At 69.8% G+C, this 24102-nt stretch carries 28 protein-coding genes; 2 read left to right on the forward strand and 26 right to left on the reverse strand.

Translation table 11 applies throughout. From position 1 onward, the window contains the following. Nucleotides 1–67: 67 nt before the first annotated feature. The 5 genes from alr to glmS all read right to left on the reverse strand — a co-directional run bounded on the left by alr (nt 68) and on the right by glmS (nt 6630). Nucleotides 68–1222 carry an alanine racemase gene (gene alr / locus ACGFRG_RS28170; protein ID WP_361426763.1) on the reverse strand — a complete coding sequence of 385 codons (1155 nt, stop codon included), beginning with the start codon at nt 1220–1222 and terminating at the stop codon, nt 68–70. A gap of 41 nt (nt 1223–1263) precedes the next feature. Next, nucleotides 1264–2235: a L,D-transpeptidase family protein gene (locus ACGFRG_RS28175; RefSeq protein ID WP_361426538.1), complete on the reverse strand. Its 972-nt coding sequence runs from the start codon at nt 2233–2235 to the stop codon at nt 1264–1266. A 374-nt stretch (nt 2236–2609) separates the two neighbouring features. Then, the gene (locus ACGFRG_RS28180) at nt 2610–4040 is read right to left on the reverse strand and encodes an NAD(P)H-hydrate dehydratase (RefSeq protein WP_393268413.1); all 1431 of its coding nucleotides are present in this window, start codon (nt 4038–4040) and stop codon (nt 2610–2612) included. A gap of 377 nt (nt 4041–4417) precedes the next feature. Further along, nucleotides 4418–4786: a holo-ACP synthase gene (locus ACGFRG_RS28185; RefSeq protein ID WP_361430806.1), complete on the reverse strand. Its 369-nt coding sequence runs from the start codon at nt 4784–4786 to the stop codon at nt 4418–4420. After that, the gene (glmS, locus tag ACGFRG_RS28190) at nt 4783–6630 is read right to left on the reverse strand and encodes a glutamine--fructose-6-phosphate transaminase (isomerizing) (protein WP_361430805.1); all 1848 of its coding nucleotides are present in this window, start codon (nt 6628–6630) and stop codon (nt 4783–4785) included. The genes ACGFRG_RS28185 and glmS overlap by 4 nt, the downstream gene beginning before the upstream one ends. Nucleotides 6631–6752: 122 nt before the next feature. Between glmS and coaA the strand changes: the two genes are divergently transcribed. Beyond that, entirely contained in the window at nt 6753–7742 is a 990-nt protein-coding gene (gene coaA / locus ACGFRG_RS28195) for a type I pantothenate kinase (RefSeq protein WP_361430803.1), read from the forward strand. A gap of 100 nt (nt 7743–7842) precedes the next feature. Here coaA and glmM read toward each other — a convergent pair whose 3' ends face one another. The 4 genes from glmM to ACGFRG_RS28215 all read right to left on the reverse strand — a co-directional run bounded on the left by glmM (nt 7843) and on the right by ACGFRG_RS28215 (nt 12436). Continuing rightward, on the reverse strand, nt 7843–9201 hold the full coding sequence (gene glmM, locus ACGFRG_RS28200) for a phosphoglucosamine mutase (protein WP_361430802.1): 1359 nt from the start codon (nt 9199–9201) through the stop codon (nt 7843–7845). Nucleotides 9202–9329: 128 nt separating this feature from the next. Beyond that, the gene (gene rpsI / locus ACGFRG_RS28205) at nt 9330–9848 is read right to left on the reverse strand and encodes a 30S ribosomal protein S9 (RefSeq protein WP_361430801.1); all 519 of its coding nucleotides are present in this window, start codon (nt 9846–9848) and stop codon (nt 9330–9332) included. 41 nt (nt 9849–9889) lie between these two features. Continuing rightward, nucleotides 9890–10333 carry a 50S ribosomal protein L13 gene (rplM, locus tag ACGFRG_RS28210; RefSeq protein WP_361430800.1) on the reverse strand — a complete coding sequence of 148 codons (444 nt, stop codon included), beginning with the start codon at nt 10331–10333 and terminating at the stop codon, nt 9890–9892. A 480-nt stretch (nt 10334–10813) separates the two neighbouring features. Then, nucleotides 10814–12436, reverse strand: coding sequence for an ATP-binding cassette domain-containing protein (locus tag ACGFRG_RS28215; RefSeq protein WP_361430798.1), 1623 nt, complete (start codon nt 12434–12436; stop codon nt 10814–10816). Between the two features lie 56 nt (nt 12437–12492). On the opposite strand from ACGFRG_RS28215, the gene ACGFRG_RS28220 reads away from it, so the two are divergent. Beyond that, nucleotides 12493–13350 carry a hypothetical protein gene (locus tag ACGFRG_RS28220; RefSeq protein ID WP_361430796.1) on the forward strand — a complete coding sequence of 286 codons (858 nt, stop codon included), beginning with the start codon at nt 12493–12495 and terminating at the stop codon, nt 13348–13350. 7 nt (nt 13351–13357) lie between these two features. Here ACGFRG_RS28220 and truA read toward each other — a convergent pair whose 3' ends face one another. From truA to ACGFRG_RS28305, 17 genes are all read right to left on the reverse strand, one after another. Then, a complete protein-coding gene (gene truA, locus ACGFRG_RS28225) occupies nt 13358–14224 on the reverse strand; it encodes a tRNA pseudouridine(38-40) synthase TruA (RefSeq protein ID WP_361430795.1) in 867 nt (288 codons plus the stop codon). An 81-nt stretch (nt 14225–14305) separates the two neighbouring features. Next, nucleotides 14306–14791 (reverse strand): 50S ribosomal protein L17, encoded by a 486-nt coding sequence (gene rplQ / locus ACGFRG_RS28230; RefSeq protein ID WP_361430793.1) that lies wholly within the window; start codon nt 14789–14791, stop codon nt 14306–14308. 207 nt (nt 14792–14998) lie between these two features. Then, nucleotides 14999–16021, reverse strand: a complete 1023-nt coding sequence (locus tag ACGFRG_RS28235) for a DNA-directed RNA polymerase subunit alpha (protein ID WP_003956430.1) — start codon at nt 16019–16021, stop codon at nt 14999–15001. A gap of 189 nt (nt 16022–16210) precedes the next feature. Continuing rightward, nucleotides 16211–16615, reverse strand: coding sequence for a 30S ribosomal protein S11 (gene rpsK, locus ACGFRG_RS28240; RefSeq protein WP_006376016.1), 405 nt, complete (start codon nt 16613–16615; stop codon nt 16211–16213). A gap of 66 nt (nt 16616–16681) precedes the next feature. Continuing rightward, complete coding sequence (gene rpsM, locus ACGFRG_RS28245; protein ID WP_101389611.1) at nt 16682–17062, reverse strand: 30S ribosomal protein S13; 381 nt, start codon at nt 17060–17062, stop codon at nt 16682–16684. Nucleotides 17063–17248: 186 nt separating this feature from the next. Further along, on the reverse strand, nt 17249–17362 hold the full coding sequence (gene rpmJ, locus ACGFRG_RS28250; RefSeq protein WP_003956441.1) for a 50S ribosomal protein L36: 114 nt from the start codon (nt 17360–17362) through the stop codon (nt 17249–17251). A 28-nt stretch (nt 17363–17390) separates the two neighbouring features. After that, nucleotides 17391–17612, reverse strand: a complete 222-nt coding sequence (gene infA, locus ACGFRG_RS28255; protein ID WP_003956442.1) for a translation initiation factor IF-1 — start codon at nt 17610–17612, stop codon at nt 17391–17393. A gap of 291 nt (nt 17613–17903) precedes the next feature. Beyond that, the gene (gene map, locus ACGFRG_RS28260; RefSeq protein ID WP_361430791.1) at nt 17904–18749 is read right to left on the reverse strand and encodes a type I methionyl aminopeptidase; all 846 of its coding nucleotides are present in this window, start codon (nt 18747–18749) and stop codon (nt 17904–17906) included. 130 nt (nt 18750–18879) lie between these two features. Further along, nucleotides 18880–19539: an adenylate kinase gene (locus ACGFRG_RS28265; protein ID WP_361430789.1), complete on the reverse strand. Its 660-nt coding sequence runs from the start codon at nt 19537–19539 to the stop codon at nt 18880–18882. Then, nucleotides 19539–20852: a preprotein translocase subunit SecY gene (gene secY / locus ACGFRG_RS28270; protein WP_361430788.1), complete on the reverse strand. Its 1314-nt coding sequence runs from the start codon at nt 20850–20852 to the stop codon at nt 19539–19541. Before secY ends, ACGFRG_RS28265 begins: the two co-directional genes overlap by 1 nt. A gap of 216 nt (nt 20853–21068) precedes the next feature. Then, nucleotides 21069–21524: a 50S ribosomal protein L15 gene (gene rplO / locus ACGFRG_RS28275; protein ID WP_361430787.1), complete on the reverse strand. Its 456-nt coding sequence runs from the start codon at nt 21522–21524 to the stop codon at nt 21069–21071. A gap of 1 nt (nt 21525) precedes the next feature. Further along, on the reverse strand, nt 21526–21708 hold the full coding sequence (rpmD, locus tag ACGFRG_RS28280) for a 50S ribosomal protein L30 (protein WP_007826007.1): 183 nt from the start codon (nt 21706–21708) through the stop codon (nt 21526–21528). Then, a complete protein-coding gene (rpsE, locus tag ACGFRG_RS28285) occupies nt 21708–22310 on the reverse strand; it encodes a 30S ribosomal protein S5 (RefSeq protein ID WP_017239585.1) in 603 nt (200 codons plus the stop codon). Before rpsE ends, rpmD begins: the two co-directional genes overlap by 1 nt. Before the next feature lie 46 nt (nt 22311–22356). Further along, entirely contained in the window at nt 22357–22740 is a 384-nt protein-coding gene (gene rplR, locus ACGFRG_RS28290; protein WP_361430785.1) for a 50S ribosomal protein L18, read from the reverse strand. A 3-nt stretch (nt 22741–22743) separates the two neighbouring features. Then, nucleotides 22744–23283 carry a 50S ribosomal protein L6 gene (gene rplF, locus ACGFRG_RS28295; RefSeq protein ID WP_188276382.1) on the reverse strand — a complete coding sequence of 180 codons (540 nt, stop codon included), beginning with the start codon at nt 23281–23283 and terminating at the stop codon, nt 22744–22746. Nucleotides 23284–23304: 21 nt separating this feature from the next. Beyond that, on the reverse strand, nt 23305–23703 hold the full coding sequence (gene rpsH, locus ACGFRG_RS28300; RefSeq protein ID WP_067163170.1) for a 30S ribosomal protein S8: 399 nt from the start codon (nt 23701–23703) through the stop codon (nt 23305–23307). A 212-nt stretch (nt 23704–23915) separates the two neighbouring features. Beyond that, nucleotides 23916–24101: a type Z 30S ribosomal protein S14 gene (locus ACGFRG_RS28305; RefSeq protein ID WP_004571834.1), complete on the reverse strand. Its 186-nt coding sequence runs from the start codon at nt 24099–24101 to the stop codon at nt 23916–23918. Between the last annotated feature and the right edge of the window lies 1 nt (nt 24102).

Consider the following 24102-nt stretch of genomic DNA (forward strand, 5'->3'; position numbering starts at 1 on the left):
GATCGGACAGTCATAGACAGGTCACGTACGCCCGCTGTCAGGCCCACATGCTCATTCGCTCATGCGCTCAGCCGTCAAGGCGGTCGTTCGGACTCTCGTTCACATAGACGCGCGGCACCCGCGAACCGATCCGGGTGACGATCTCGTACGCGATGGTGTCCGCCGCCCGTGCCCAGTCCTCGGCGCTCGGCTCGCCCCGGTCGCCGGGGCCGAACAGGACCGCCTCCGCGCCCGGTTCGACGGCGTCCCCGTCGAGGTCGACCACGAACTGGTCCATGGCGACCCGCCCCGCGACCGTCCGCACCTTCCCGCCGACCAGGACGGGCCCGCGCCCGGAGGCGTGCCGGGGAATCCCGTCCGCGTAGCCGAGCGGAACGAGCGCGAGGTTGGTCTCTGCCCTGGTGACGTAGTGATGCCCGTAACTGACGCCGTGACCCGCCGGGACCTGCTTGGCCAGCGCCACGGACGCGGCGAGCGTCATCACCGGCCGCAGCCCGAAGTCGGCCGGGGTCCCGAGCTCGGGCGCGGGGCTGACGCCGTACATGGCGATACCCGTCCGTACCAGGTCGAAATGCGACTCGGGGATGGTGAGAGTGGCCGGCGAGTTGGCGATGTGCCGCACCTCGGGCTCGACGCCCTCCTTCTCCGCGTACGCCAGGAGCTCGCGGAAGACCGTGAGCTGGGCGGCGATGGAGGGGTGGCCGGGCTCGTCGGCGCAGGCGAAGTGCGACCAGAGGCCGGTGACGCGGACCTCGGGGGTGGCGAGGGCGGCCTGGACGAGCTCGGGCCAGTCGGCGGGCTGGCACCCGTTGCGCCCGAGCCCGGTGTCGGCCTTGAGCTGGATACGCGCGACGCGTCCGGCGGCGCGGGCGGCCTCGGTGACCTCCCGCAGCGCCCACATCCCGCTCACCGACACGTCGATGTCGGCCTCGATCGCCTCGCGCCAGGGCCCGCCCGGCGTCCACAGCCAGCACAGCATCCGGCCACCGATCCCGGCCGCGCGCAGCGCCAGGGCCTCCTGCGGAGTGGCGGTGCCGACCCAGGCGGCGCCCGCCTCGACCGCGGCCCGGGCACACGGCAGCGCGCCGTGCCCGTACGCGTCCGCCTTCACGACGGCCATGAGCTGCGCGCCCGGGGTACGGGCACGCAGCGCACGGACGTTGGCGCGCAGCGCGGCCAGATCGATCTCGGCGCGGGCCCGGGTGTGCAGTGTCTGAGTCATCGCGGTCATCGCGCCAAGTCTCTCAGAGCTCACCCCCGGGCTCAGGAACCGGGCCGGTGCCCCCAGATGTGGACCGGGTCACCCTTGCGCAGCACGCCCCACAGACGCCGGGCGTCGGAGTAGGTCAGATTGACGCATCCACGCGAGCCGACGGCCGAATAGACGTTGTCGTAGATCCCGTGGAACGCCTGCCCGCCGCTGAAGAACTGCGCGTACGGCATGGGGGCGTGGTAGATCGTCGACCAGTGGTTCTTGTGCCGCCAGTAGACGGGGTAGGTGCCGGTACGGGTGGCGTACCCGGGCCGTCCGGAGCGGATGGGAAGGGGCCCGAGGACCACGTTCCGTCCGTTCTGCACCCACATGAGCTGCCGGTCCAGATCGACACAGGCGATACGACTCTTGCGGACGGGGCAGTGACCGGAGGCGTTCGGCCGGTCCTTGGCGGCGAGCAGCCGGATGGTGCCCCAGGTGACGGGTCCGGCGAAGCCGTTGGCCGGCCGGATGCCGCGCTCGGTCTGGAACCGGCGGATCGCGGCGCAGTCGGCGGTGGACTGCTTCCCGTCCACGGGCAGCCTGAGCCACCGCTCCACCTGCCGCTGATACGGCCCGGCCTGCCTGCTGCACGCGACGGCCCCCACCTCGTTGCCCGGCACGTACTCGACGAGCGGCGCCGCCACCCTGGGCGCGACGGGCTCGACGGCGTCCTCGGCGGGACCGGGCTCGTACACGAGGGGCGGCAGCACCTGGTCGGGCGTGTCCATGAGGTACGGGATGTCGCCGGGGGCGCGGGGTTCACCGGGGACGAGGGATTCGGGCGCGACGGGGGCGGCTTCGCCGGGGGCGGGTGCGGTGCCGGGGGCGGGAGGTCCTGGGTGCGGGGGGACGGGGTAGGAGGCCGCTTGGGGGGTGGGGGCTGCGGCGCCCAGGGCGAGGGTGGCGGCGAGGGCGAGGCCGCCGAGGACGCGTTTGCGTCGGTTTCGGGTGCTGCGTGGCGGAATACGTCGTTCGCTCATGGACCCAGCGAACCGTCGGCCCCGGGCGTGTCGCGGACGCCGCGCGGGGCACGGGGCGCGCCATCATCCACCCGGGGGCTACGCCCCCGGACCCCTTCGCGGGGCCTGCGGCCCCTGCGCCCCTTTGTCTGCGGACCGTGCTGGGTTGCTCGCGCCCACGCGGCGGAGCCGCAAATCGACACAGCCCCGCGCCCCTACAGGAGGGCCCGAAGGGCCCATCCAAGGGGCGCGGGGAACTGCGCGAGCAACCCCCACCGGCCCGCAGACGAAACGACAACCGCCGGAGGCTTTGGGGAAGGGGCGGGGTGGGGAATGCCCGCCCGCCGGAGGCGGAAACGGGGTTCGGGGCGGAGCCTCGGTGGGACCGGGGCGGGTCAGGCGTAGGTGTCGCGCCACGCCGACGGGAGCGCCGCGGCGACGGCCGAGGCCGTCAGCGGTGCGGCAGCCGCCGCACGCCGCGCCGCCAGACCATGGAGATACGCCCCCACGGACCCCGCGTCCCGCGCGGAAAGCCCCGCCGCCAGCAACGACCCCGCGAGCCCCGACAGCACGTCACCGCTCCCGGCCGTCGCCAGCCACGGCGTACCCGTCGGGTTGACCCGGACCGGCAGCCGCCCGCCGGGGTCGGCGACCAAGGTGGTCGACCCCTTCAGCAGCACCGTCGCCCCGTACCGCGAAGCCAGCTCGCGCACGCACCGCAGCCGCCCCGCCTCCACCTCCGCCCGGCTCACCCCGAGCAGCGCCGCCGCCTCCCCGGCGTGCGGGGTGAGCAGCGTCGGCGCGGTCCGCGCCCGTACCGCCTCGGCGTCCAGACCCCGCAGCCCGTCCGCGTCGACGAGCACCGGCACATCGGAGGCGAGGACGTCGGCGACGCCCGGCGCGTCCCCGAGGCCGGGTCCGACCACCCACGCCTGGACCCGCCCCGCCTTGGCCGGCGGCCCGTCCGAGACCAGCGTCTCCGGGAAACGGGCCACGACCCCGTCGGCGGCGTGCCCCACGTACCGCACCGCCCCCGCGCCCCCGCTCAGCGCGCCCGCGACGGCGAGCACCGCCGCGCCCGGATAGCGCGCGGACCCGGCGACGATCCCGAGCACACCCCGCCGGTACTTGTCGCTCTCTCCCGCCGGTACCGGCAACAGCTGCGCCACGTCCGCGTGTTGCAGCGCCTCGCAGTCCGGCACGGACGGCAGGAACTCGTCCAGACCGATGTCCACGAGCCGTACGGCGCCGGTGTACGCGTGCGCGGGGTCGATGAGCAGGCCCGGCTTGTACGTCCCGAACGTGACCGTCGCGTCGGCGTGCAGGGCCTCCCCGTCCACCTCCCCGGTGTCGGCGTCGACACCGCTGGGGAGGTCCACGGCGACGACGAGCGCGTTGGAGCCGCGGGCCGCGCGGGCCACCGGCACCGCGTCGGGGCGCAGGCCGCCATGGCCGCCGATGCCGGTGATGCCGTCGAGGACGAGGTCGGCGGCGGCGAGTACGTCGTACGGGTCGTCGGCGACGCGGCCGCCGGCCCGCAGCAGCGCGGCGAGTCCGCCGGGGTGCGCGCGGTCCGGCGCGAGCAGTACGGCGTTGACGCCCGCCCCGCGTCGGGCCAGGCGGGCGCCGGCGTACAGCGCGTCCCCGCCGTTGTCCCCGCTGCCCGCCAGGACGACGACGCGGGCGCCGTACACCCGGCCGAGGGTTCCCGCGCAGGCTGCCGCCAGGCCGGCGGCGGCGCGCTGCATGAGGGCCCCCTCGGGGAGCCGGGCCATCAGTTCCCGCTCGGCGGCCCGAACGGTCTCCACGCGATAAGCGATACGCATGGGTCCACCCTTCCGAATCCCGGCCCCGCCTGCCACCCCGGCGACGGCCTCCGGCGGTGGTCGGTTGTCTGCGGGCCGGTGGGGGTTGCTCACGCAGTTCCCCGCGCCCCTAAAGGAGGGCCCGAAGGGCCCATCTAAGGGGCGCGGGGCTGTGACATTTGCGGCTCCGCCGCGTGGGCGCGAGCAACCCAGCACGGTCCGCAGACGAAGGGGTGGGGTGCAGGGGCGGAGCCTCGCAGCGGGGTGCAGGGGGCGCAGCCCCCGCAAAGGGGTCCGGGGGCCCCTTTGCCCCGGGAGACCACCTTCACCCCCACCCACCCCCGGAGGCCACGCGGCGGAGCCGCACATGTCACTGCGGGAACGGGCGGGGTGGGGGGTCAGCCCTCCGCGATCACCACCGCCGACGCCACCCCCGCATCATGGCTCAACGACACATGCCACCCCCGCACCCCCAACGCCTCCGCCCGCGCGGCCACCGTCCCCCGTACCCGCAGCCGCGGCTGCCCGCTCTCCTCCACGTACACCTCCGCGTCCGTCCACTGCAGGCCCGCCGGCGCGCCCAGGGCCTTCGCCAGGGCCTCCTTCGCGGCGAAGCGGACCGCCAGGGACGCGGTGCCCCGGCGCTCGCCGCTCGGCAGCAGCAACTCCTGCTCCACGAACAGGCGTTGGAGCAGGCCGGGCGTGCGCCGCAGCGACTCCCCGAAGCGTTCGACCTCGGCCACGTCGATTCCCACCCCGATGATCATTCGACGGTGACCGACTTCGCGAGGTTGCGCGGCTGGTCGACCTCGTTGCCCCGCGCCGTGGCCAGCTCGCAGGCGAAGACCTGGAGCGGGACCGTGGCGACGAGCGGCTGGAGGAGTGTCGGCGTCGCCGGGATGCGGATCAGATGGTCCGCGTACGGCACGACCGCCTCGTCCCCGACCTCCGCGATCACGATCGTCCGCGCCCCCCGCGCCCTGATCTCCTGGATGTTGGAGACGATCTTGTCGTGGAGGACGGAACGGCCCCGCGGCGAAGGAACCACCACCACCACCGGCAGATCGGGCTCGATCAGCGCGATCGGGCCGTGCTTCAGCTCCCCCGCCGCGAATCCCTCCGCGTGCATGTAGGCCAGTTCCTTGAGCTTCAGCGCGCCCTCCAGCGCCACCGGGTAGCCCACATGGCGGCCCAGGAACAGCACCGTGTTCTTGTCCGACAGCGACCGCGCGAGCTCGCGCACCGGCTCCATCGTCTCCAGGACCTGGTCGACGTCCTGCGCGATCGACGCCAGGTCACGGATGACCGCCTGGATCTCGTCGCCCCACTTCGTGCCGCGCACCTGGCCCAGGTACAGGGCCACCAGATAGCAGGCGACCAGCTGGGTCAGGAACGCCTTGGTGGACGCGACGGCGACCTCGGGGCCCGCGTGCGTGTACAGGACCGCGTCCGACTCGCGCGGGATCGTCGAGCCGTTGGTGTTGCAGATCGCCAGCACCTTCGCGCCCTGCTCGCGCGCGTGCCGCAGCGCCATCAGGGTGTCCATGGTCTCGCCGGACTGCGAGATCGCGATCACCAGCGTGCGCTGGTCGAGGATCGGGTCCCGGTAGCGGAACTCGCTGGCGAGCTCCGTCTCGCAGGGGATCCGCGTCCAGTGCTCGATCGCCAGCTTCGCGATCATGCCCGCGTGGTACGCCGTACCGCACGCCACGATCACGACCTTGTCGACCTCGCGCAGCACCGACGCCGGGATGCGCACCTCGTCGAGCGTCAGCGAGCCCGCCGCGTCGATACGGCCGAGCAGCGTATCGGCCACGGCCTTGGGCTGCTCGGCGATCTCCTTGAGCATGAAGTAGTCATAGCCCCCCTTCTCCGCGGCCGACGCGTCCCAGTCCACGTGGTACGACCGCACCTTCGCGGGAGCCCCGTCGAAGTCGGTGACCGACACACCGTCCCGCCGCAGCTCCACGACCTGGTCCTGGCCCAGCTCGATCGCGGACCGCGTGTGGGCGATGAACGCGGCCACGTCCGAGGCGAGGAAGGACTCACCCTCTCCAACGCCCACCACCAGCGGGGAGTTCCGGCGCGCCCCGACCACCACGTCCGGCTCGTCCGCGTGCACCGCGACCAGGGTGAACGCGCCGTCGAGGCGCCGGCACACCTGCCTCATCGCCTCGGCCAGGTCCTCGGTGGAGGAGTACGCCTCGGCCAGCAGATGCGCCACGACCTCGGTGTCCGTCTCGGAGGCCAGCGCGTGGCCGCGCTCCGCCAGTTCGGCCCGCAGCGCCGCGAAGTTCTCGATGATCCCGTTGTGGACGACCGCGACCCGGCCCGCGTTGTCCAGGTGCGGGTGGGCGTTGGCGTCGGTCGGGCCGCCGTGGGTGGCCCACCGGGTGTGCCCGATGCCCGTGGTCCCGCTCGGCAGCGGGCCGTCGACCAGGGCCTTCTCCAGATTGACGAGCTTGCCCGCCTTCTTGGCCGCGGCCAGGCCGCCGTCCGCGAGGACCGCGACCCCCGCCGAGTCGTAGCCCCGGTATTCGAGGCGCTTGAGACCGGCGATGACAACATCGAGCGCTGACTGCGCTCCCACGTACCCCACGATTCCGCACATGGCCGCAGCCTACGACCGCGGGGCCGCTCCAGGGGGAGCACTCGCGCGGCCTGCCCGCGGGCGGGTACGCACGTGACCCACCCCACCCCCCACTTCCGGCCGCCACCCCCGACAATGGCCATGTGATCACTTCGCCGCCACGAAGCGCCCACCGCCGGGCGGACTCGACACCGTACGTAGACCTGACCCGCAGCGAATGGAGCGCGCTGCGTGACAAGACGCCGCTGCCGCTGACCGCCGAGGAGGTGGAGCGGCTGCGCGGGCTCGGCGACGTCATCGACCTGGACGAGGTGCGGGACATCTATCTGCCGCTGTCCCAGCTGCTCAACCTGTACGTACAGGCCACCGCCCAGCTGCGCGGCTCCCTCAACACGTTCCTGGGCGACGCGGGCAACGGCCACGGCGCCCAGCGCGGCACCCCGTTCGTCATAGGCGTGGCCGGGTCCGTCGCCGTCGGCAAGTCCACGGTCGCCCGCCTCCTGCAGGCGATGCTGGCCCGCTGGCCCGAGCACCCGCGCGTGGAGCTGGTCACCACCGACGGCTTCCTGTACCCGATGGCCGAGCTGCAAAAGCGCGGCCTGATGTCGCGCAAGGGCTTCCCCGAGTCGTACGACCGGCGCGCCCTGACCCGGTTCGTCGCCGACATCAAGGCGGGCAAGGACGAGGTCACCGCCCCCGTCTACTCGCACCTCATCTACGACATCGTGCCCGGCGAGCGGCTCACCGTGCGCCGCCCCGACATCCTCATCGTCGAGGGCCTGAACGTCCTGCAGCCCGCCCTGCCCGGATCGGACGGCCGCACCCGGGTCGGCCTCGCCGACTACTTCGACTTCAGCGTGTACGTCGACGCCCGCCCCGAGGACATCGAGACCTGGTACCTGAATCGTTTCCGCAAGCTGCGCGAGACGGCCTTCCAGAACCCGTTCTCGTACTTCCGCAAGTACACCCAGGTCTCCGAGGAAGAAGCCCTCGACTACGCCCGCACCACCTGGCGGACCGTCAACCGGCCCAACCTGGTGGAGAACGTGGCCCCCACCCGCGGCCGCGCCACCCTGGTCGTCCGCAAGGGCCCCGACCACAAGGTCCAGAAGCTGTCCCTGCGCAAGCTGTAGGAACGGCCGCGGGAACGGCGAAGGGCGGCCCCGCCGATGCGGGGCCGCCCTTCGCGGTCACGGTCACTCACGTACGTACTACGTACGTACGTCAACCCAGCTAGCCCAGCGCGGACTTCACCACGTCCGCCAGGCGGCCCGCCACCGACCGCGCCTGGTCGATGTCGGCGGCCTCGACCATCACGCGCACCAGCGGCTCGGTGCCCGAGGGGCGCAGCAGGACGCGGCCGGTGGAGCCCAGCTCGCGCTCGGCCTCGGTGACCGCGGAGGTCAGCTCGGCGGAGGTGGAGACGCGGGACTTGTCGACGTCGGGGACGTTGACCAGGACCTGTGGCAGGCGCTCCATGACACCGGCCAGGTCGGCCAGCGAGCGGCCGGTCGCGGCGAGGCGCGCGGCCAGCATCAGACCGGTGAGCGTGCCGTCGCCGGTGGTGGCGTGGTCGAGGATGATCACGTGGCCGGACTGCTCGCCGCCGAGCGCGTAGCCGTGCTCCTTCATCGACTCCAGGACGTAGCGGTCGCCGACGCCGGTCTGGACGACGGAGACGCCTTCGCGCTCCATCGCGATCTTGAAGCCGAGGTTGGACATCACCGTGGCGACGACCGTGTTGCCGCGCAGGGTGCCCGCCTCGCGCATGGCGAGGGACAGCACGGCGAGGATCTGGTCGCCGTCGACCTCGTTGCCCTGCGCGTCCACGGCCAGGCAGCGGTCGGCGTCCCCGTCGTGCGCGATGCCGAGGTCGGCGCCGTGCTCGACGACGGCGGCCTTCAGCAGGTCCAGGTGGGTCGAGCCGCAGCCGTCGTTGATGTTGAGCCCGTCCGGCTCGGCGCCGATCGTGACGATCTCGGCCCCGGCCCGCGTGAACGCCTCGGGCGAGACGCGCGCGGCGGCGCCGTGCGCCTCGTCGAGGACGACCTTCAGCCCGTCGAGACGGTTGGGCAGCACACCGATGAGGTGGGCGACGTACTTGTCGAAGCCCTCCTCGTACGTACGCACACGGCCCACACCGGCGCCCGTCGGCCGCTCCCACGGCTCACCCGTGCGGTGCTGCTCGTAGACGCGCTCGATGCGGTCCTCCAGCTCGTCGGCGAGCTTGTGGCCGCCGCGCGCGAAGAACTTGACACCGTTGTCCGGCATGGCGTTGTGGCTGGCGGAGAGCATCACGCCGAGATCCGCGCCCAGGACGCCGGTGAGATACGCGACGGCCGGGGTCGGCAGCACACCGACGCGCAGCACGTCGACGCCCGCGCTCGCCAGACCCGCGACGACCGCGGCCTCCAGGAACTCCCCGGACGCGCGGGGGTCGCGGCCGACCACCGCGGTGGGCCGATGGCCCGCGAACGTACCCGCCTCGGCCAGCACGTGCGCCGCCGCGACCGACAGGCCGAGCGCGAGCTCCGCCGTCAGATCCGCGTTGGCCACGCCGCGTACACCGTCCGTGCCGAAGAGTCGTCCCACTGCTGTCCTCCATTGCGATCCACCAGGCGCCGCACCCGGACGCCCGCGACTGGGGTCGAAAAGAACGCCGCCCCGGCAGCACGGAGAGTGCTGCCGGGGCGACGATTTGCCGTACAGGCAGGCGCGATTTAGCGCTTGCTGTACTGCGGAGCCTTGCGGGCCTTCTTGAGACCGGCCTTCTTGCGCTCGACCGCACGGTCGTCGCGGGAGAGGAAGCCGGCCTTCTTCAGGGTCGGGCGGTTGTTCTCGACGTCCGCCTCGTTCAGCGCGCGGGCCACGCCGAGGCGCAGGGCGCCGGCCTGGCCGGAGACGCCGCCACCCGAGATGCGGGCGATGACGTCGTAGCGGTTGTCGAGCTCAAGCACCTTGAAGGGCTCGTTGACTTCCTGCTGGTGGACCTTGTTCGGGAAGTAGTCCTCAAGCGTACGCCCGTTGATCTTCCACTTGCCGGTGCCCGGGACGATCCGGACGCGGGCGATGGCGTTCTTGCGACGACCCAGGCCGGCGGCCGGCTGCGGGTCACCGAAGCGGGAGGCCATCGACTCGGAGGTGTACTCGCCCTCGACGGGCACCTCCGACTCGAAGGTGGTAACGGCGTCGTAGGTCTCGTCGCCCTCGATGGGGGTCTCGACGGTGGTCTCGGCCACGATTCTCCTCAGATTCTTTTCTGTTTAGGGGGTGGCCGGAACTACTGCGCGACCTGGGTGATCTCGAACGGCACCGGCTGCTGGGCAGCGTGGGGGTGCTGGTCGCCCGAGTAGACCTTCAGCTTCGAGAGCATCTGACGGCCCAGGGAGTTCTTGGGGATCATGCCGCGGATGGCCTTCTCGACGGCCTTCTCCGGGTTGTTCGCCAGGAGGTCGTCGTAGCGCACCGAGCGGAGGCCGCCCGGGTAGCCGGAGTGGCGGTAGGCCATCTTCTGCTCGCGCTTGTTGCCGGACAGGTGCACCTTGTCGGCGTTGATGATGACGACGAAGTCACCCATGTCCATGTGGGGCGCATACACAGGCTTGTGCTTGCCCCGGAGGAGGTTGGCAGCGGTCGTCGCCAGACGGCCCAGGACGACGTCCTGCGCGTCAATGACGTGCCACTGGCGAGTGATGTCGCCGGGCTTAGGGCTGTACGTACGCACTTCGTAGCCTTCGCTTCTTAGTGGATGGGGTACCAGACATTGCACCCTGAAGCGATCATGCAGCTGGGGCTCACACTGCCGGGGACACTGCCCCGTATGCGAGCCACTGGTAACTGCTCCAGAGAACCTGCGCAACGGCCTCTCGCGTGAGAACGACCAAGCCAATACGCATAACGAACCAGAAGAATACCCGGGCGCCCCCGGCCGGGTCAAAACGGGCCGTTCGGGGGTGCGGTTTCGTCTGCGCGTTGTGTGTGGCTGGTCGCGCAGTTCCCCGCGCCCCTGAAGAAGGGCCCGAAGGGCCCGAAGGGCCCATCAAGGGGCGCGGGGAACTGCGCGAGCAACCCAACACGGTCCGCAGACGAACGAAGCGGGGTGCAGGGGGCGCAGCCTCCGGGAAACCGCCTTCACCCCCCACCCACCCCCGGAGGCCACGCGGCGGAGCCGCACATGTCACAGCGGGAAGGGGCGGGGTGGGGCTCACCGCTCGCGGGACACCCGGCGCTCGTCCCACACCGGCCCCGCGCTCTCCCGTACCACCCCGTCCGCGCCGAACACCAGGTAGCGGTCGAAGGAGCGGGCGAACCAGCGGTCGTGGGTGACGGCCAGGACCGTGCCGTCGTACGACTCCAGACCCTCCTGGAGCGCCTCGGCGGACTCCAGGTCGAGGTTGTCCGTAGGCTCGTCCAGCAGCAGCGCCGTCGTACCCGCGAGCTCAAGCAGAAGGATCTGGAAGCGCGCCTGCTGCCCGCCGGAGAGCTTCTCGAAGGGCTGGTCGCCCTGCCGCTCCAGCTCGTACCGCCGCAGCACCGACATCGCCCCGCCCCGGTCCTTGGCGTGCTCCGTCCACAGGATGTCGACGAGCGTGCGCCCGAGCAGCTCGGGATGCGCGTGGGTCTGGGCGAAGTGCCCGGGCAGCACCCGCGCGCCCAGCTTCCAGGTCCCGGTGTGCGCGACCGAGGCGTCCCCCGCGAGCAGCCGCAGGAAGTGCGACTTGCCCGACCCGTTCGAGCCGAGCACCGCCACCCGCTCGCCGTAGTAGATCTCCAGCGAGAACGGCTTCATCAGCCCGGTCAGCTCAAGGTTCTCGCAGGTCACGGCACGTACACCGGTACGCCCGCCGCGCAGCCGCATGGTGATCTCCTGCTCGCGCGGCGGCTCCGGCGGCGGCCCGGCCTCCTCGAACTTCTTGAACCGCGTCTGCATCGCCCGGTACCGCGAGGCCATGTCCGGGCTGATCGCGGCCTGGTTGCGCAGCCGCAGCACCAGCGCCTTCAGCCGCGCGTGCTCCTCGTCCCAGCGCCGCTTCAGCTCCTCGAAGCGGGCGAAGCGCTCCTTGCGGGCGTCGTGGTACGTGCCGAAGCCGCCGCCGTGCACCCACACGTCCGTACCGGCCGGGCTCGGCTCCAGGCTGACGATCTTCTCGGCGGCCCGCGACAGCAGCTCCCGGTCGTGGGAGACGAAGAGGACCGTCTTGCGGGTCTCCTTCAGCTTCTCCTCCAGCCAGCGCTTGCCCGGCACGTCCAGATAGTTGTCCGGCTCGTCCAGGAGCAGCACCTCGTCCGGGCCGCGCAGCAGCGCCTCCAGGACGAGCCGCTTCTGCTCACCGCCGGAGAGCGTGCGCACCTCGCGGAACTGGGCCTTGTCGTACGGGACGCCCAGCGCGGCCATCGTGCACATGTCCCAGACGGTCTCGGCCTCGTACCCGCGCGCCTCCGCCCAGTCGCTCAGCGCCTGCGCGTACGCCATCTGCGCGGCCTCGTCGTCGACCGTCATGATCAGGTGCTCGGCCCGGTCCACCTCGGCCGCCGCCTCCCGGATCCTCGGCTGCGCCACCGAGACCAGCAGGTCACGGACGGTGCGCTCGTCCCGCACCGACCCCACGAACTGCGGCATCACCCCGAGCCCGCCGCCCACGGTGACGCTGCCGCCGTGCGGCTGGAGCTCACCGGAGATCATCCGCAGCAGGGTCGTCTTGCCGGCGCCGTTCGCGCCGACCAGGGCCACCACCGCGCCCTCCCCCACCCGGAACGACGCGTCGCCGAGCAGCACCCGCCCGTCCGGCAGGTAGTACTCCAGGTGTGCGGCCTCTACATGTCCCATAGGCGGATTGTCGCCCACCGGGTGCGTCGGACCACAACCGAATTAGGATGCGCGCCATGAGCTTTGGGCAAGGGGGACCCTCGTGGGGCCCGGGGGACAACAACGGCACACCGGACTGGGCAGCGCTCGCCGACGAGGCCGCGGCGCGCAGCCGCCGCAAGCGGTGGCTGCTGATCGGCGGCGGCGCGGTGGCCACGGCCGCCGTCGTGGCGATCGTCGCCACCGCGATCGTGACGACGGGCGGCTCCAAGGACGGCGGCGACAGCAAGTCCGCGAGCGAGCTGCCCTCGCCCCAGACCCTGCCCAGCGACACCGCGCAGCCGCAGCCGTCGTTCTCGTCGGTGGCGCCGCCGCCCCCGCCCAACCCGCACGACTTCATATCCAGCGCCAAGAAGGACAAGGCGCCGCTCAGCGCCGACACGCTCTTCCCGGGCAAGACGCTGAAGATGGGCGACCGCACCTACACCAAGGGCCCGACCGCCCGGACCACCGACTGCGCCTCCGCGACGCTCGGTTCGCTCGGCTCGGCCCTGGAGTCCAACGGCTGCGAACAGGTCATCCGCGCCACGTACGTGAAGGACGGCGTCGCCGTCACCATCGGCGTCGCCACCTTCGAGAACGAGGCGAAGGCGACCCGGGCCAAGCAGCAGGCGGGCATCGGCCTCGCCCCGCTCACCGGCGAGGGGGTCCCCGGCTTCTGCGACGGCGGCCACACGGTCTGCCGCAACCTGTCCAACTCGTACGGCCGGTACGCCTACTTCAGCATCAGCGGCTACACCAACGGCAAGAACGTCACCAAGGGCGACAAGAACGCCTTCGCCCCCGGCGACGACCTGTCCGAGTTCACGTTCCGTCAGATAGTCGCCCGAGGCGAGGCCCAGGCCTCGGCGGCGGCGACGGCTCCCGCCCGCTGACCGTCCCTCAGCAGCAGCCGGGGCCTTCCTCGCGCCCCGGCAGCGTCCGCATGTTGCGTGCCTCGCGGCTGCGCGCGGCCAGCAACTCGTCGGCGGGGTAGCCGACTTCCTCCAGGGTGAGCCCGTGCGGCTTGACGACGTGCACGGACGAGTCCCGTACGGCCGCGGCCAGCACCTTGCCCGGCCACTCCACACCCCGGTGCCCGTCGCCGACGTACAGCAGCGCGCCCACCAGCGAGCGCACCATGTTGTGGCAGAAGGCGTCGGCGCGGACGGTCGCGGTGACGATGCCGTCCTCGCCGCGCACCCAGGAGAGCTCCTGGAGCGTACGGATGGTGGTGGCGCCCTCGCGCTTCTTGCAGTACGCGGCGAAGTCGTGCTCGCCGAGCAGCGCGGCCGAGGCGGCGTTCATCGCCTCGACGTCCAACTCCCAGTCGTGCCACAGCACATGGCCGCGCAGCAGCGGGTCGACGCCGCCGGGGTTGTCGGTCACCCGGTACGCGTACCGCCGCCAGATAGCGGAGAAGCGCGCGTTGAAGCCGCTGGGCGCCTCGGCCACCCGCCAGATCCGCACATCGTGCGCCAGCCGTCCCGCGAGCCGCCGCAGCAGCTTCTCGCGGTGCTCGGCCCAGACGTCCTCGGGCAGATCGACATGGGCCACCTGCCCGCGCGCGTGCACCCCCGCGTCGGTGCGCCCGGCGACCGTCAGGTCGTACGTCCCGGCCGACCGCGTCACCGTGCGCAGCGCGTCCTCGATCTCGCCCTGGACCGTCCGCCGCCCGCTGGGCTGCTTGGCCCAGCCGGAGAAGTCCTTGCCGTCGTACGACAGGTCAAGACGCACCCGGACCCGGCCGGGCTCCACCTCATCACTCACGTAACAGATCCTCTCAGACCGGCAGAAAAGCGGAACGGGCCCGCCCCCCGAAGGGAACGGGCCCGTCAGTCCGCAGAACGCTTACGCGTCCTTCGACTCCTCCGCCGGAGCGGCGTCCTCGACCTCGGCGGTCTTGGCGGCCTCGTCGGCCTCCTTGACGGCGCGCTTCGCGGCGGCCTCGGCCTCGGCGACGGTCGCCTTCTTGGCGATCTCGCCCTCGACCAGCTCGATCACGGCCATCGGCGCGTTGTCACCACGGCGGTTGCCGACCTTGGTGATACGGGTGTAACCACCCGGACGCTCCGAGTAGCGCGGCGCGATCTCGGTGAAGAGGGTGTGGACGATGCCCTTGTCGGTGATCGTCTGCAGCACCAGGCGACGGTTGTGGATGTCGCCCTTCTTCGCCTTGGTGATCAGGCGCTCGGCGACCGGACGCAGGCGGCGGGCCTTGGCCTCGGTCGTGGTGATGCGGCCGTGCTCGAAGAGCGACTTCGCGAGGTTCGCGAGGAGCAGCTTCTCGTGCGCGGCGGAGCCGCCGAGGCGGGCGCCCTTTGCGGGACGGGGCATTGCATTCTCCTAGGTGTCTGCCCTGGCCGTATCAGGTACCGGGGTCAGTATCCGAGCAAGGCGGTCGCCTGTCGGAGATCCGGGAGCAGCCCCGAAGGGGCGCTTCCGGAAGGGGCGCGGGACTGTGTCGATATGCGACTCCGTCGCGGGGGCGCGATCAAGCACAGCGCTCCCGCACCCGACATTCAGACCGTGAGGTCCGAGCTCTTAGTACTGCTCAGTCTCCACGAAACCGGCATCCGCGTCATCATCGGCGCCGAAGGCGTCAGCCGCGGCCGTCGGGTCGAATCCGGGCGGCGAGTCCTTCAGCGCGAGGCCCATGCCGGCCAGCTTCGCCTTGACCTCGTCGATCGACTTCGCACCGAAGTTGCGGATGTCGAGCAGGTCGGCCTCGGAACGAGCCACGAGCTCACCCACGGAGTGGATGCCCTCGCGCTTGAGGCAGTTGTACGAGCGGACCGTGAGCTCCAGCTCCTCGATCGGCAGCGCCAGGTCGGCGGCAAGGGCGGCGTCCGTGGGGGACGGGCCCATGTCGATGCCCTCGGCGTCGATGTTGAGCTCGCGCGCCAGACCGAACAGCTCGACCAGGGTCTTACCGGCGGACGCCATGGCGTCACGCGGGCGCATGGCCTGCTTGGTCTCGACGTCGACGATCAGCTTGTCGAAGTCGGTGCGCTGCTCGACACGGGTCGCCTCGACCTTGTACGTGACCTTCAGCACCGGCGAGTAGATGGAGTCGACCGGGATACGGCCGATCTCCTGGCCCACCTGCTTGTTCTGGACGGCGGAGACGTAGCCGCGACCGCGCTCGACGGTCAGCTCCATCTCCAGCTTGCCCTTGCCGTTGAGCGTGGCGAGGACGAGGTCCGGGTTGTGCACCTCGACACCGGCCGGGGGCGCGATGTCGGCGGCGGTGACCAGGCCCGGGCCCTGCTTGCGCAGGTACATCACGACCGGCTCGTCGTGCTCCGAGGAGACGACCAGCTGCTTGATGTTGAGGATGAGGTCGGTCACGTCCTCCTTGACGCCCGGCACGGTGGTGAACTCGTGCAGAACGCCGTCGATCCGGATGCTGGTGACAGCGGCGCCCGGGATCGAGGACAGGAGGGTGCGGCGGAGCGAGTTGCCGAGGGTGTAGCCGAAGCCCGGCTCCAGCGGCTCGATCACGAACCGCGAGCGGTACTCGTCGACGACCTCTTCGGTCAGCGACGGACGCTGAGCGATAAGCATGTGTGTTCCTTCAGTCGTGGGCGCCCACTATTTGACGCCCTCGTGATACTGCGTACTGCAAGGGTACGGGCGGTACGCCTCCGAAGAGCCGTACCGCCCGAAGCCCTCAAGGCAATCCTTGAAGCAGCCGTGCGTCAGACGCGGCGGCGCGGTACACCCCCGCCTCGGCGGGGAAGGCGCCGCCCCGGATCAGACGCGGCGGCGCTTCGGCGGACGGCAGCCGTTGTGCGGCGTCGGGGTGACGTCCTGGATCGAGCCGACCTCAAGGCCGGTGGCCTGGAGGGAGCGGATCGCGGTCTCGCGGCCGGAGCCCGGGCCCTTGACGAAGACGTCGACCTTGCGCATGCCGTGCTCCTGCGCGCGGCGGGCGGCCGACTCGGCGGCCATCTGCGCGGCGAACGGAGTCGACTTGCGGGAGCCCTTGAAGCCGACGTGGCCGGCGGACGCCCAGGAGATCACGTTGCCCGCGGGGTCCGTGATCGAGACGATCGTGTTGTTGAACGTGCTCTTGATGTGGGCGTGCCCGTGAGCGACGTTCTTCTTTTCCTTGCGGCGCACCTTCTTGGCAGCGCCCTGACGACCCTTGGGGGGCATCTATTACTCCTACGGGAGGTGGTCGGTCCTACAGCGAAGACCGTGTGGTCAAGCGTCCGCTGAGGACTACTTCTTGCCCGGCTTCTTCTTACCGGCGATGGCGCGACGCGGGCCCTTGCGGGTACGGGCGTTCGTGCTGGTGCGCTGACCGTGGACCGGCAGGCCACGACGGTGACGCAGACCCTGGTAGCAGCCGATCTCGACCTTGCGGCGGATGTCGGCCTGGATCTCGCGGCGGAGGTCACCCTCGGTGCGGAGGTTGGCGTCCACGTACTCGCGGATCTTGACCAGGTCCTCTTCGGCCAGGTCACGAACGCGGGTGTTCGGGTTCACGCCGGTGGAGGAGAGGATCTCCTTGGACCGGGTGCGCCCGATACCGAAGACGTAGGTGAGTGCGATCTCCACACGCTTTTCGCGCGGGATGTCAACACCGGAAACGCGTGCCATTCAATGGCTCCTGTGTGTTCGGGGGTCTTCCGCAGAACCGTTCCCGACCGCCGTACTAGGTACGTATCGGGTCCCCGGCCCCCGCCGGAGGTGTCGCCGACCCTGTGTGGGCTGGGCGGGATCTGCGTATGTACGTTTGCTTGCGTCGCGCGAAGAACTGCGTAAATGCAGGTCGGTCGGCGTGCGTCAGCCCTGGCGCTGCTTGTGGCGCAGGTTGTCGCAGATGACCATGACCCGGCCGTGACGGCGGATCACCTTGCACTTGTCGCAGATCTTCTTGACGCTCGGCTTGACCTTCATTGGATTCAGGTTCTCCGGGTCGTGAGATCTACTTGTACCGGTAGACGATCCGGCCACGCGTCAGGTCGTAGGGAGAGAGCTCCACCACGACCCTGTCATCCGGGAGGATACGGATGTAGTGCATCCGCATCTTGCCGCTGATGTGCGCGAGGACCTTGTGACCGTTCTGGAGTTCCACCTTGAACATGGCGTTCGGGAGGGACTCGATCACGGTGCCCTCGATTTCGATGGCACCTTGCTTCTTGGCCACGCTTCGCCTTTCGAATCGGCTACCTTGATCGACTCCCGCGATCGTGTGCGGACACACGGGTACACGAGAGCCGACGCATCAGTCTACGTCAGGGCACCCGAAAAGACGAATCAGGGGAGTTTGCCCTCAAGCGTAGATCGTTAACCAGCCAGCACAGGCCGCAGGTCAGCGGCTCAGCCCAGCGGGGCTCGATTCCCGACGCCGCTCTCGCGGGCTCGGCGCCAGGGGCGCCTCACGGGCTTCGAGCGGCTGCGCCGGCCTCCGACCGGCGGTCGCGGCCCGGGCCGCAGATCAGCCCAGCGGGTCCGGCGCCGTCGTCACGCCGTACTCCGCGAGCTTCGCCTTGCCGCAGTCCGGGGAGGTCAGGACGATCGGGCCCGCCTCCGTCAGCGCCACCGAGTGCTCCCAGTGCGAGGACCAGGTGCCGTCGGTCGTGATGACCGTCCAGTCGTCCTCAAGGACCTCGGTGCGCGGGGTGCCGAGCGACACCATCGGCTCGATGGCCAGGCAGAAGCCCGGGACCAGCTTCGGGTTGTGGCGGCCGAGCAGCCGGCGCTTGTCCACGTAGTTCAGGAGGTGGGGGTCCATGTGCATCTCGGAGCCGATGCCGTGGCCGCCGTACTCCTCGATGATCCCGTACTTGCCGGTCGAGGGGCGGGGCTGGCGGCGGATGTAGCCCTCGATCGCCCGGGAGATGTCCACCAGGCGGTTGCCCTTCTTCACCGCCGCGAGACCGGCCCACATCGACTCCTCGGTCACCCGGGAGAGCTCAAGCAGCTCCGGGGCGTGACCGGAGCCCACGAAGGCGGTGAACGCCGCGTCGCCGTGCCAGCCGTCGATGATCGCGCCCGCGTCGATGGAGATGATGTCGCCGTCCTTCAGGACGGTCTTCTCGTCCGGGATGCCGTGGACGACGACCTCGTTGACCGAGGTGCAGATGGTGGCGGGGAAGCCGCCGTACCCCAGGAAGTTCGACTTGGCGCCGTGCTCGGCGATCACCTTGCGGGCGACCTCGTCCAGGTCCTTCGTCGTGGACCCGGGCACCGCCGCCTCACGCGTGGCCGCGTGGATCGCGGCGACGACCAGGCCCGCCTCGCGCATCTTCGCGATCTGCTCGGGGGTCTTGATCTCCACCATGGCGGCTGACGCCTTTCTGAAACGGATACAGGGGTACGTCAACGATACGGCCACCCGTGCCCGGGTACGGCAACGGCCGCGATGCCCAGTGCGGGCACCGCGGCCGTGAGCCGTTGAGCGGCGGGTGGTGTCAGGCGGTCTTCTCGGCGCGCAGCGCTTCCATCGCGCGCTCCGTGACCTCGTCGACCTTGCCGAGCGCGGAGATCGTCACGACCAGGCCCTGGGCCCGGTAGTAGTCGATGATCGGCTCGGTCTCGCTGTGGTAGACCTCAAGGCGCTTGCGGACGGTGTCCTCGGTGTCGTCGGCGCGCTGGTAGAGCTCACCGCCGCAGGCGTCGCAGACGCCCTCGGCCTTGGGCGCGTTGTAGGCGACGTGGAAGACGTGGGCGGAGTCGGTGCGGCAGATGCGCCGGCCGGCGATCCGCTTGACGACCTCGTCCTCCGGTACTTCGAGGTCGAGCACCGCGTCGAGCTTCACACCGTCCGTCTTCAGCGCCTCGTCCAGGGCCTCGGCCTGGACGACGTTGCGCGGGAAGCCGTCCAGGAGGAAGCCGTTCTCGGCGTCCGGCTGGGCCATGCGGTCCTTGGCCATCCCGATGGTGACCTCGTCGGGCACCAGGTTGCCGGCGTCCATGTACGCCTTGGCCTGCTTGCCCAGGTCCGTGCCCTGGCTGATGTTGGCACGGAAGAGGTCGCCCGTGGAGATGTGCGGGATCGCCAGGTTCCTGGCAAGGAACGCGGCCTGCGTTCCCTTGCCGGCACCGGGCGGTCCGACGAGGACGATTCGCATCAGCGGAGGAACCCTTCGTAATTGCGCTGCTGGAGCTGGCTCTCGATCTGCTTCACGGTCTCCAGACCCACACCCACGATGATGAGGATGCTTGTCCCGCCCAGCGGGAAGCTCTGGTTGGCCCCGAAGATCACCAACGCCATCGTCGGTACGAGCGCGATCAGTCCCAGATACAGCGACCCCGGCCAGGTGATCCGGTTGAGCACGTAGCTCAGGTACTCAGCAGTAGGTCGACCAGCCCGGATACCCGGGATGAAGCCACCATACTTCTTCATGTTGTCGGCGACTTCCTCGGGGTTGAACGAGATCGCCACATAGAAGAAGGCGAAGAACACGATGAGGAGGAAGTAGCTGACGATGTAGTAGGGGTGGTCGCCCTTGACGAAGTTGTCCTTGATCCAGATCGCCCAGCCCGCGGTCGAGTTGGAGAACTGGACGACCAGCGCCGGGATGTAGAGCAGCGACGACGCGAAGATGACGGGAATCACACCCGCCTGGTTGACCTTCAGCGGGATGTACGTCGAGGTTCCGCCGTACGACCTGCGGCCGATCATGCGCTTCGCGTACTGCACCGGGATGCGGCGCTGGGCCTGCTCGACGAAGACCACCAGGGCGACCATGACCAGACCGACCAGGATGACGGTGCCGAACTCGATCCAGCCCTGGGCGAGGTGGCCCTGCGTCTTGATGGCCCACAGCGAGGTCGGGAAGCTGGAGGCGATCGAGATGAACATCAGGATCGACATGCCGTTGCCGATGCCGCGGTCGGTGATGAGCTCACCGAGCCACATGACGGCGGCGGTGCCGGCGGTCATCGTGATGACCATGGTGATGGTGGTGAAGATCGACCGGTTCGGCACGATCTCGCTGGCGACCTGGCAGCCGCTGAACAGCGCGCCCGAGCGGGCGGTGGCGACGAGGCCGGTGCCCTGGAGGATCGCCAGGGCGACCGTCAGATAACGCGTGTACTGCGTGATCTTGGCCGTGCCCGCCTGCCCCTCCTTCTTGAGGGCCTCCAGACGCGGGATCACCACGGTCAGCAGCTGCAGAATGATGCTCGCCGTGATGTACGGCATGATGCCCAGCGCGAAGATCGTGATCTGGAGCAGGGCGCCACCGCTGAACATGTTGACCAGGCCGAAGAGGCTGTTGCCCGACTTCGCCTGGTCCACGCACAGCTGTACGTTCTTGTAGTTCACCCCGGGGATCGGGATGTGCGTCCCGAGCCGGTACAGCACGATGATGCCGAGCGTGAAGAGCAGCTTCTTGCGCAGGTCAGGCGTCTTGAACGCCTGGGCGAACGCGGTGAGCACGGTGCCTCCTGCGACCCCCGCGCTACGTGCGTCAAGGGTGACGGTCTTGAGGTTCGACGGATAGGAATGAGTCAGAGGAACCGGGCGGGCATACCGCACGGAAACTTAGACAGTGCACGCCACCTTACCGGCGACCCTGCCCCCCTAGGAACGACCAACCGGGGATGCCCCAATTGAGAGGCATCCCCGGTCGGATGTTCAGGCCAACGAGCTGTCTCAGACGAGCTCGGTGACGGTGCCGCCGGCGGCGGCAATCTTCTCCTTGGCGGAGCCGGAGACGGCGTCGACCGTCACCTGCAGCGCCACGGAGATCTCGCCCTGGCCCAGGACCTTGACGAGGCTGTTCTTGCGCACGGCACCCTTGGCGACCAGGTCGGCAACGGTGACTTCGCCACCCTCGGGGTAGAGGGCGCCGAGCTTGTCCAGGTTCACGACCTGGAACTCGGTGCGGAAGGGGTTCTTGAAGCCCTTCAGCTTCGGGAGACGCATGTGGAGGGGCATCTGCCCACCCTCGAAGCGCTCCGGAACCTGGTAGCGGGCCTTCGTGCCCTTGGTACCACGACCCGCGGTCTTACCCTTGGACGCCTCACCACGACCCACACGGGTCTTGGCGGTCTTGGCACCCGGGGCAGGGCGGAGGTTGTGGGCCTTCAGCGGGGAATTCTCCGCCATGTCAGTCGACCTCCTCAACCGTCACGAGGTGGCGGACGGTGTGCACCATGCCGCGGAACTCGGGACGGTCCTCCTTGACAACCGTGTCGTTCAGGCGCTTGAGCCCGAGCGAACGCAGGGTGTCGCGGTGGTTCTGCTTGCTGCCGATGTACGACTTCGTCTGCGTGATCTTGAGGCGGGCCATTACGCACCCGCCCCGGCACGCGCACGAAGCAGAGCCGCGGGGGCGACGTCCTCAAGGGGCAGACCGCGGCGGGCCGCGATCTCCTCGGGACGCTGCAGGCCCTTGAGGGCCGCCACGGTCGCGTGCACGATGTTGATCGCGTTGTCGGAGCCGAGCGACTTCGACAGGATGTCGTGAACGCCGGCGCACTCCAGAACGGCGCGCACCGGGCCACCGGCGATAACACCGGTACCGGGGGAAGCAGGCTTCAGCAGGACAACGCCGGCCGCCTTCTCGCCCTGGATCGGGTGCGGGATGGTGCCCTGGATGCGGGGAACCTTGAAGAAGTTCTTCTTGGCTTCCTCGACACCCTTGGCGATGGCCGCGGGAACTTCCTTGGCCTTGCCGTAACCGACACCTACGGTGCCGTCACCGTCGCCCACCACGACCAGCGCGGTGAAGCTGAAGCGGCGACCACCCTTGACAACCTTGGCAACGCGGTTGATCGCGACAACGCGCTCAACATAAGCGGTCTTCTCGGCGGCAGCGCCACCGTCGCGACCCTTCCGGTCCCGCCGCTCGCCGCCACCGGCACCGCTTCCGCGGCGCTGGGGTCCAGCCATTGGATTTACCTCTCTCTGTTACGTCCGTTAGTCCCGGAACCGGGGCTTAGAACTTCAGCCCGGCTTCGCGGGCGGCGTCAGCCAGAGCGGCAATGCGCCCGGCGTACCTGTTGCCACCACGGTCGAACACGACGGCCTCGACACCGGCGGCCTTGGCGCGCTCGGCGACCAGGGCGCCGACCTGCTTGGCCTGCGCGGACTTGTCGCCCTCGCCACCGCGGATCGAAGCGTCCAGGTTCGACGCCGACGCCACGGTGTGACCCTTGATGTCGTCGATGACCTGAGCGGTGATACCGCGGTTCGAACGCGTCACGACGAGGCGCGGACGCTCCGCCGTACCCGACACGTTCTTGCGGATGCGGATGTGGCGGCGCGCCTTGGCGGCCCGCTTGTAAGCGTCGCCCTTGGCGATCTTCACACCGTATGCCATGGCTTACTTACCAGCCTTTCCGACCTTGCGGCGGATGACCTCGCCGGCGTACTTGACGCCCTTGGCCTTGTACGGGTCGGGCTTCCGCAGCTTGCGGATGTTCGCCGCGACCTCGCCGACCTTCTGCTTGTCGATGCCCTCGACCGAGAACTTCGTGGGCGACTCGACCTTGAAGGAGATGCCTTCGGGCGCCTCGATCGTGATCGGGTGGCTGTATCCGAGCGCGAACTCCAGGTTGGAGCCCTTCGCCTGGACGCGGTAACCGACACCGCTGATTTCGAGCGCCTTGACGTATCCCTGGGTCACGCCGGTGATCATGTTCGCCACCAGCGTGCGGGACAGGCCGTGCAGGGCCTTGTTCTGACGCTCGTCGTTCGGACGGGTGACGTTGAGAACGCCGTCCTCGCCCTTGACAATCTCGATCGGCGCGGCAACAGCGTGCGTGAGGGAACCCTTGGGGCCCTTCACGTGCACCGTACGGCCATCGATGGTGACGTCCACACCAGCGGGAACCTGGATGGGGAGCTTGCCGATTCGCGACATTAGCTTTTCCTCCGTTCCCGACTACCAGACGTAGGCGAGGACTTCCCCACCCACGCCCTTCTTGCCTGCCTGCTGGCCGGTCAGGAGACCGTGGGACGTGGAGATGATCGCCACGCCCAGGCCACCGAGGACCTTCGGCAGGTTGGTGGACTTCGCGTACACACGCAGACCCGGCTTCGAGATCCGCTTGATGCCGGCGATCGAGCGCTCGCGGTTCGGGCCGAACTTCAGCTCGAGGACGAGGTTCTTGCCGACCTCGGCGTCCTCGACCTTCCAGCCGGTGATGAAGCCCTCCTGCTGGAGGATCTCCGCGATGTGCGACTTGATCTTGCTGTGCGGCATCACGACGGTGTCGTGGTACGCCGAGTTAGCGTTACGCAGACGAGTCAGCATGTCTGCGATGGGGTCAGTCATGGTCATGAATTGGCCTTCGGCCTCTCTCGCCGGGGTTTCCTGTATGCGCCATCCCTCTCCCCACTCATGGGCGGGACGGGTGCGGTGCGGGGACCTACGGCGTAGTAAGTCGTACGGGCGGCGGACGCCCAACCCTCCTAGCCTAAGCCATGGAGGGATGGGCCTCCGCCCACCCTTTGCTTACCGAGAGACTCCGGAAAAACCCGAAATTACGGGGTTTACCAGGAGCTCTTGGTCACGCCCGGCAGCTCGCCACGGTGAGCCATCTCACGAAGGCAGACGCGGCACAGGCCGAACTTGCGGTACACGGAGTGCGGCCGGCCACAGCGCTGGCAGCGGGTGTACGCGCGCACAGCGAACTTGGGCTTACGGGCAGCCTTCGCGATGAGAGCCTTCTTCGCCATC

Source organism: Streptomyces sp. NPDC048696, from assembly GCF_043198895.1.
Taxonomy (GTDB): Bacteria; Actinomycetota; Actinomycetes; order Streptomycetales; family Streptomycetaceae; genus Streptomyces.

Coding starts and splice junctions, on each gene's coding strand:
- alr (WP_361426763.1), bottom strand. CDS start 1,222: ATGACTCAGACACTGCACACCCGGGCCCGCGCCGAGATCGATCTGGCC.
- ACGFRG_RS28175 (WP_361426538.1), bottom strand. CDS start 2,235: ATGAGCGAACGACGTATTCCGCCACGCAGCACCCGAAACCGACGCAAA.
- ACGFRG_RS28180 (WP_393268413.1), bottom strand. CDS start 4,040: ATGCGTATCGCTTATCGCGTGGAGACCGTTCGGGCCGCCGAGCGGGAA.
- ACGFRG_RS28185 (WP_361430806.1), bottom strand. CDS start 4,786: ATGATCATCGGGGTGGGAATCGACGTGGCCGAGGTCGAACGCTTCGGG.
- glmS (WP_361430805.1), bottom strand. CDS start 6,630: ATGTGCGGAATCGTGGGGTACGTGGGAGCGCAGTCAGCGCTCGATGTT.
- ACGFRG_RS28215 (WP_361430798.1), bottom strand. CDS start 12,436: ATGGGACATGTAGAGGCCGCACACCTGGAGTACTACCTGCCGGACGGG.
- ACGFRG_RS28220 (WP_361430796.1), top strand. CDS start 12,493: ATGAGCTTTGGGCAAGGGGGACCCTCGTGGGGCCCGGGGGACAACAAC.
- rplQ (WP_361430793.1), bottom strand. CDS start 14,791: ATGCCCCGTCCCGCAAAGGGCGCCCGCCTCGGCGGCTCCGCCGCGCAC.
- ACGFRG_RS28235 (WP_003956430.1), bottom strand. CDS start 16,021: ATGCTTATCGCTCAGCGTCCGTCGCTGACCGAAGAGGTCGTCGACGAG.
- rpsK (WP_006376016.1), bottom strand. CDS start 16,615: ATGCCCCCCAAGGGTCGTCAGGGCGCTGCCAAGAAGGTGCGCCGCAAG.
- rpsM (WP_101389611.1), bottom strand. CDS start 17,062: ATGGCACGCGTTTCCGGTGTTGACATCCCGCGCGAAAAGCGTGTGGAG.
- rpmJ (WP_003956441.1), bottom strand. CDS start 17,362: ATGAAGGTCAAGCCGAGCGTCAAGAAGATCTGCGACAAGTGCAAGGTG.
- map (WP_361430791.1), bottom strand. CDS start 18,749: ATGGTGGAGATCAAGACCCCCGAGCAGATCGCGAAGATGCGCGAGGCG.
- ACGFRG_RS28265 (WP_361430789.1), bottom strand. CDS start 19,539: ATGCGAATCGTCCTCGTCGGACCGCCCGGTGCCGGCAAGGGAACGCAG.
- rplO (WP_361430787.1), bottom strand. CDS start 21,524: ATGGCGGAGAATTCCCCGCTGAAGGCCCACAACCTCCGCCCTGCCCCG.
- rpmD (WP_007826007.1), bottom strand. CDS start 21,708: ATGGCCCGCCTCAAGATCACGCAGACGAAGTCGTACATCGGCAGCAAG.
- rpsE (WP_017239585.1), bottom strand. CDS start 22,310: ATGGCTGGACCCCAGCGCCGCGGAAGCGGTGCCGGTGGCGGCGAGCGG.
- rplR (WP_361430785.1), bottom strand. CDS start 22,740: ATGGCATACGGTGTGAAGATCGCCAAGGGCGACGCTTACAAGCGGGCC.
- rplF (WP_188276382.1), bottom strand. CDS start 23,283: ATGTCGCGAATCGGCAAGCTCCCCATCCAGGTTCCCGCTGGTGTGGAC.
- rpsH (WP_067163170.1), bottom strand. CDS start 23,703: ATGACCATGACTGACCCCATCGCAGACATGCTGACTCGTCTGCGTAAC.
- ACGFRG_RS28305 (WP_004571834.1), bottom strand. CDS start 24,101: ATGGCGAAGAAGGCTCTCATCGCGAAGGCTGCCCGTAAGCCCAAGTTC.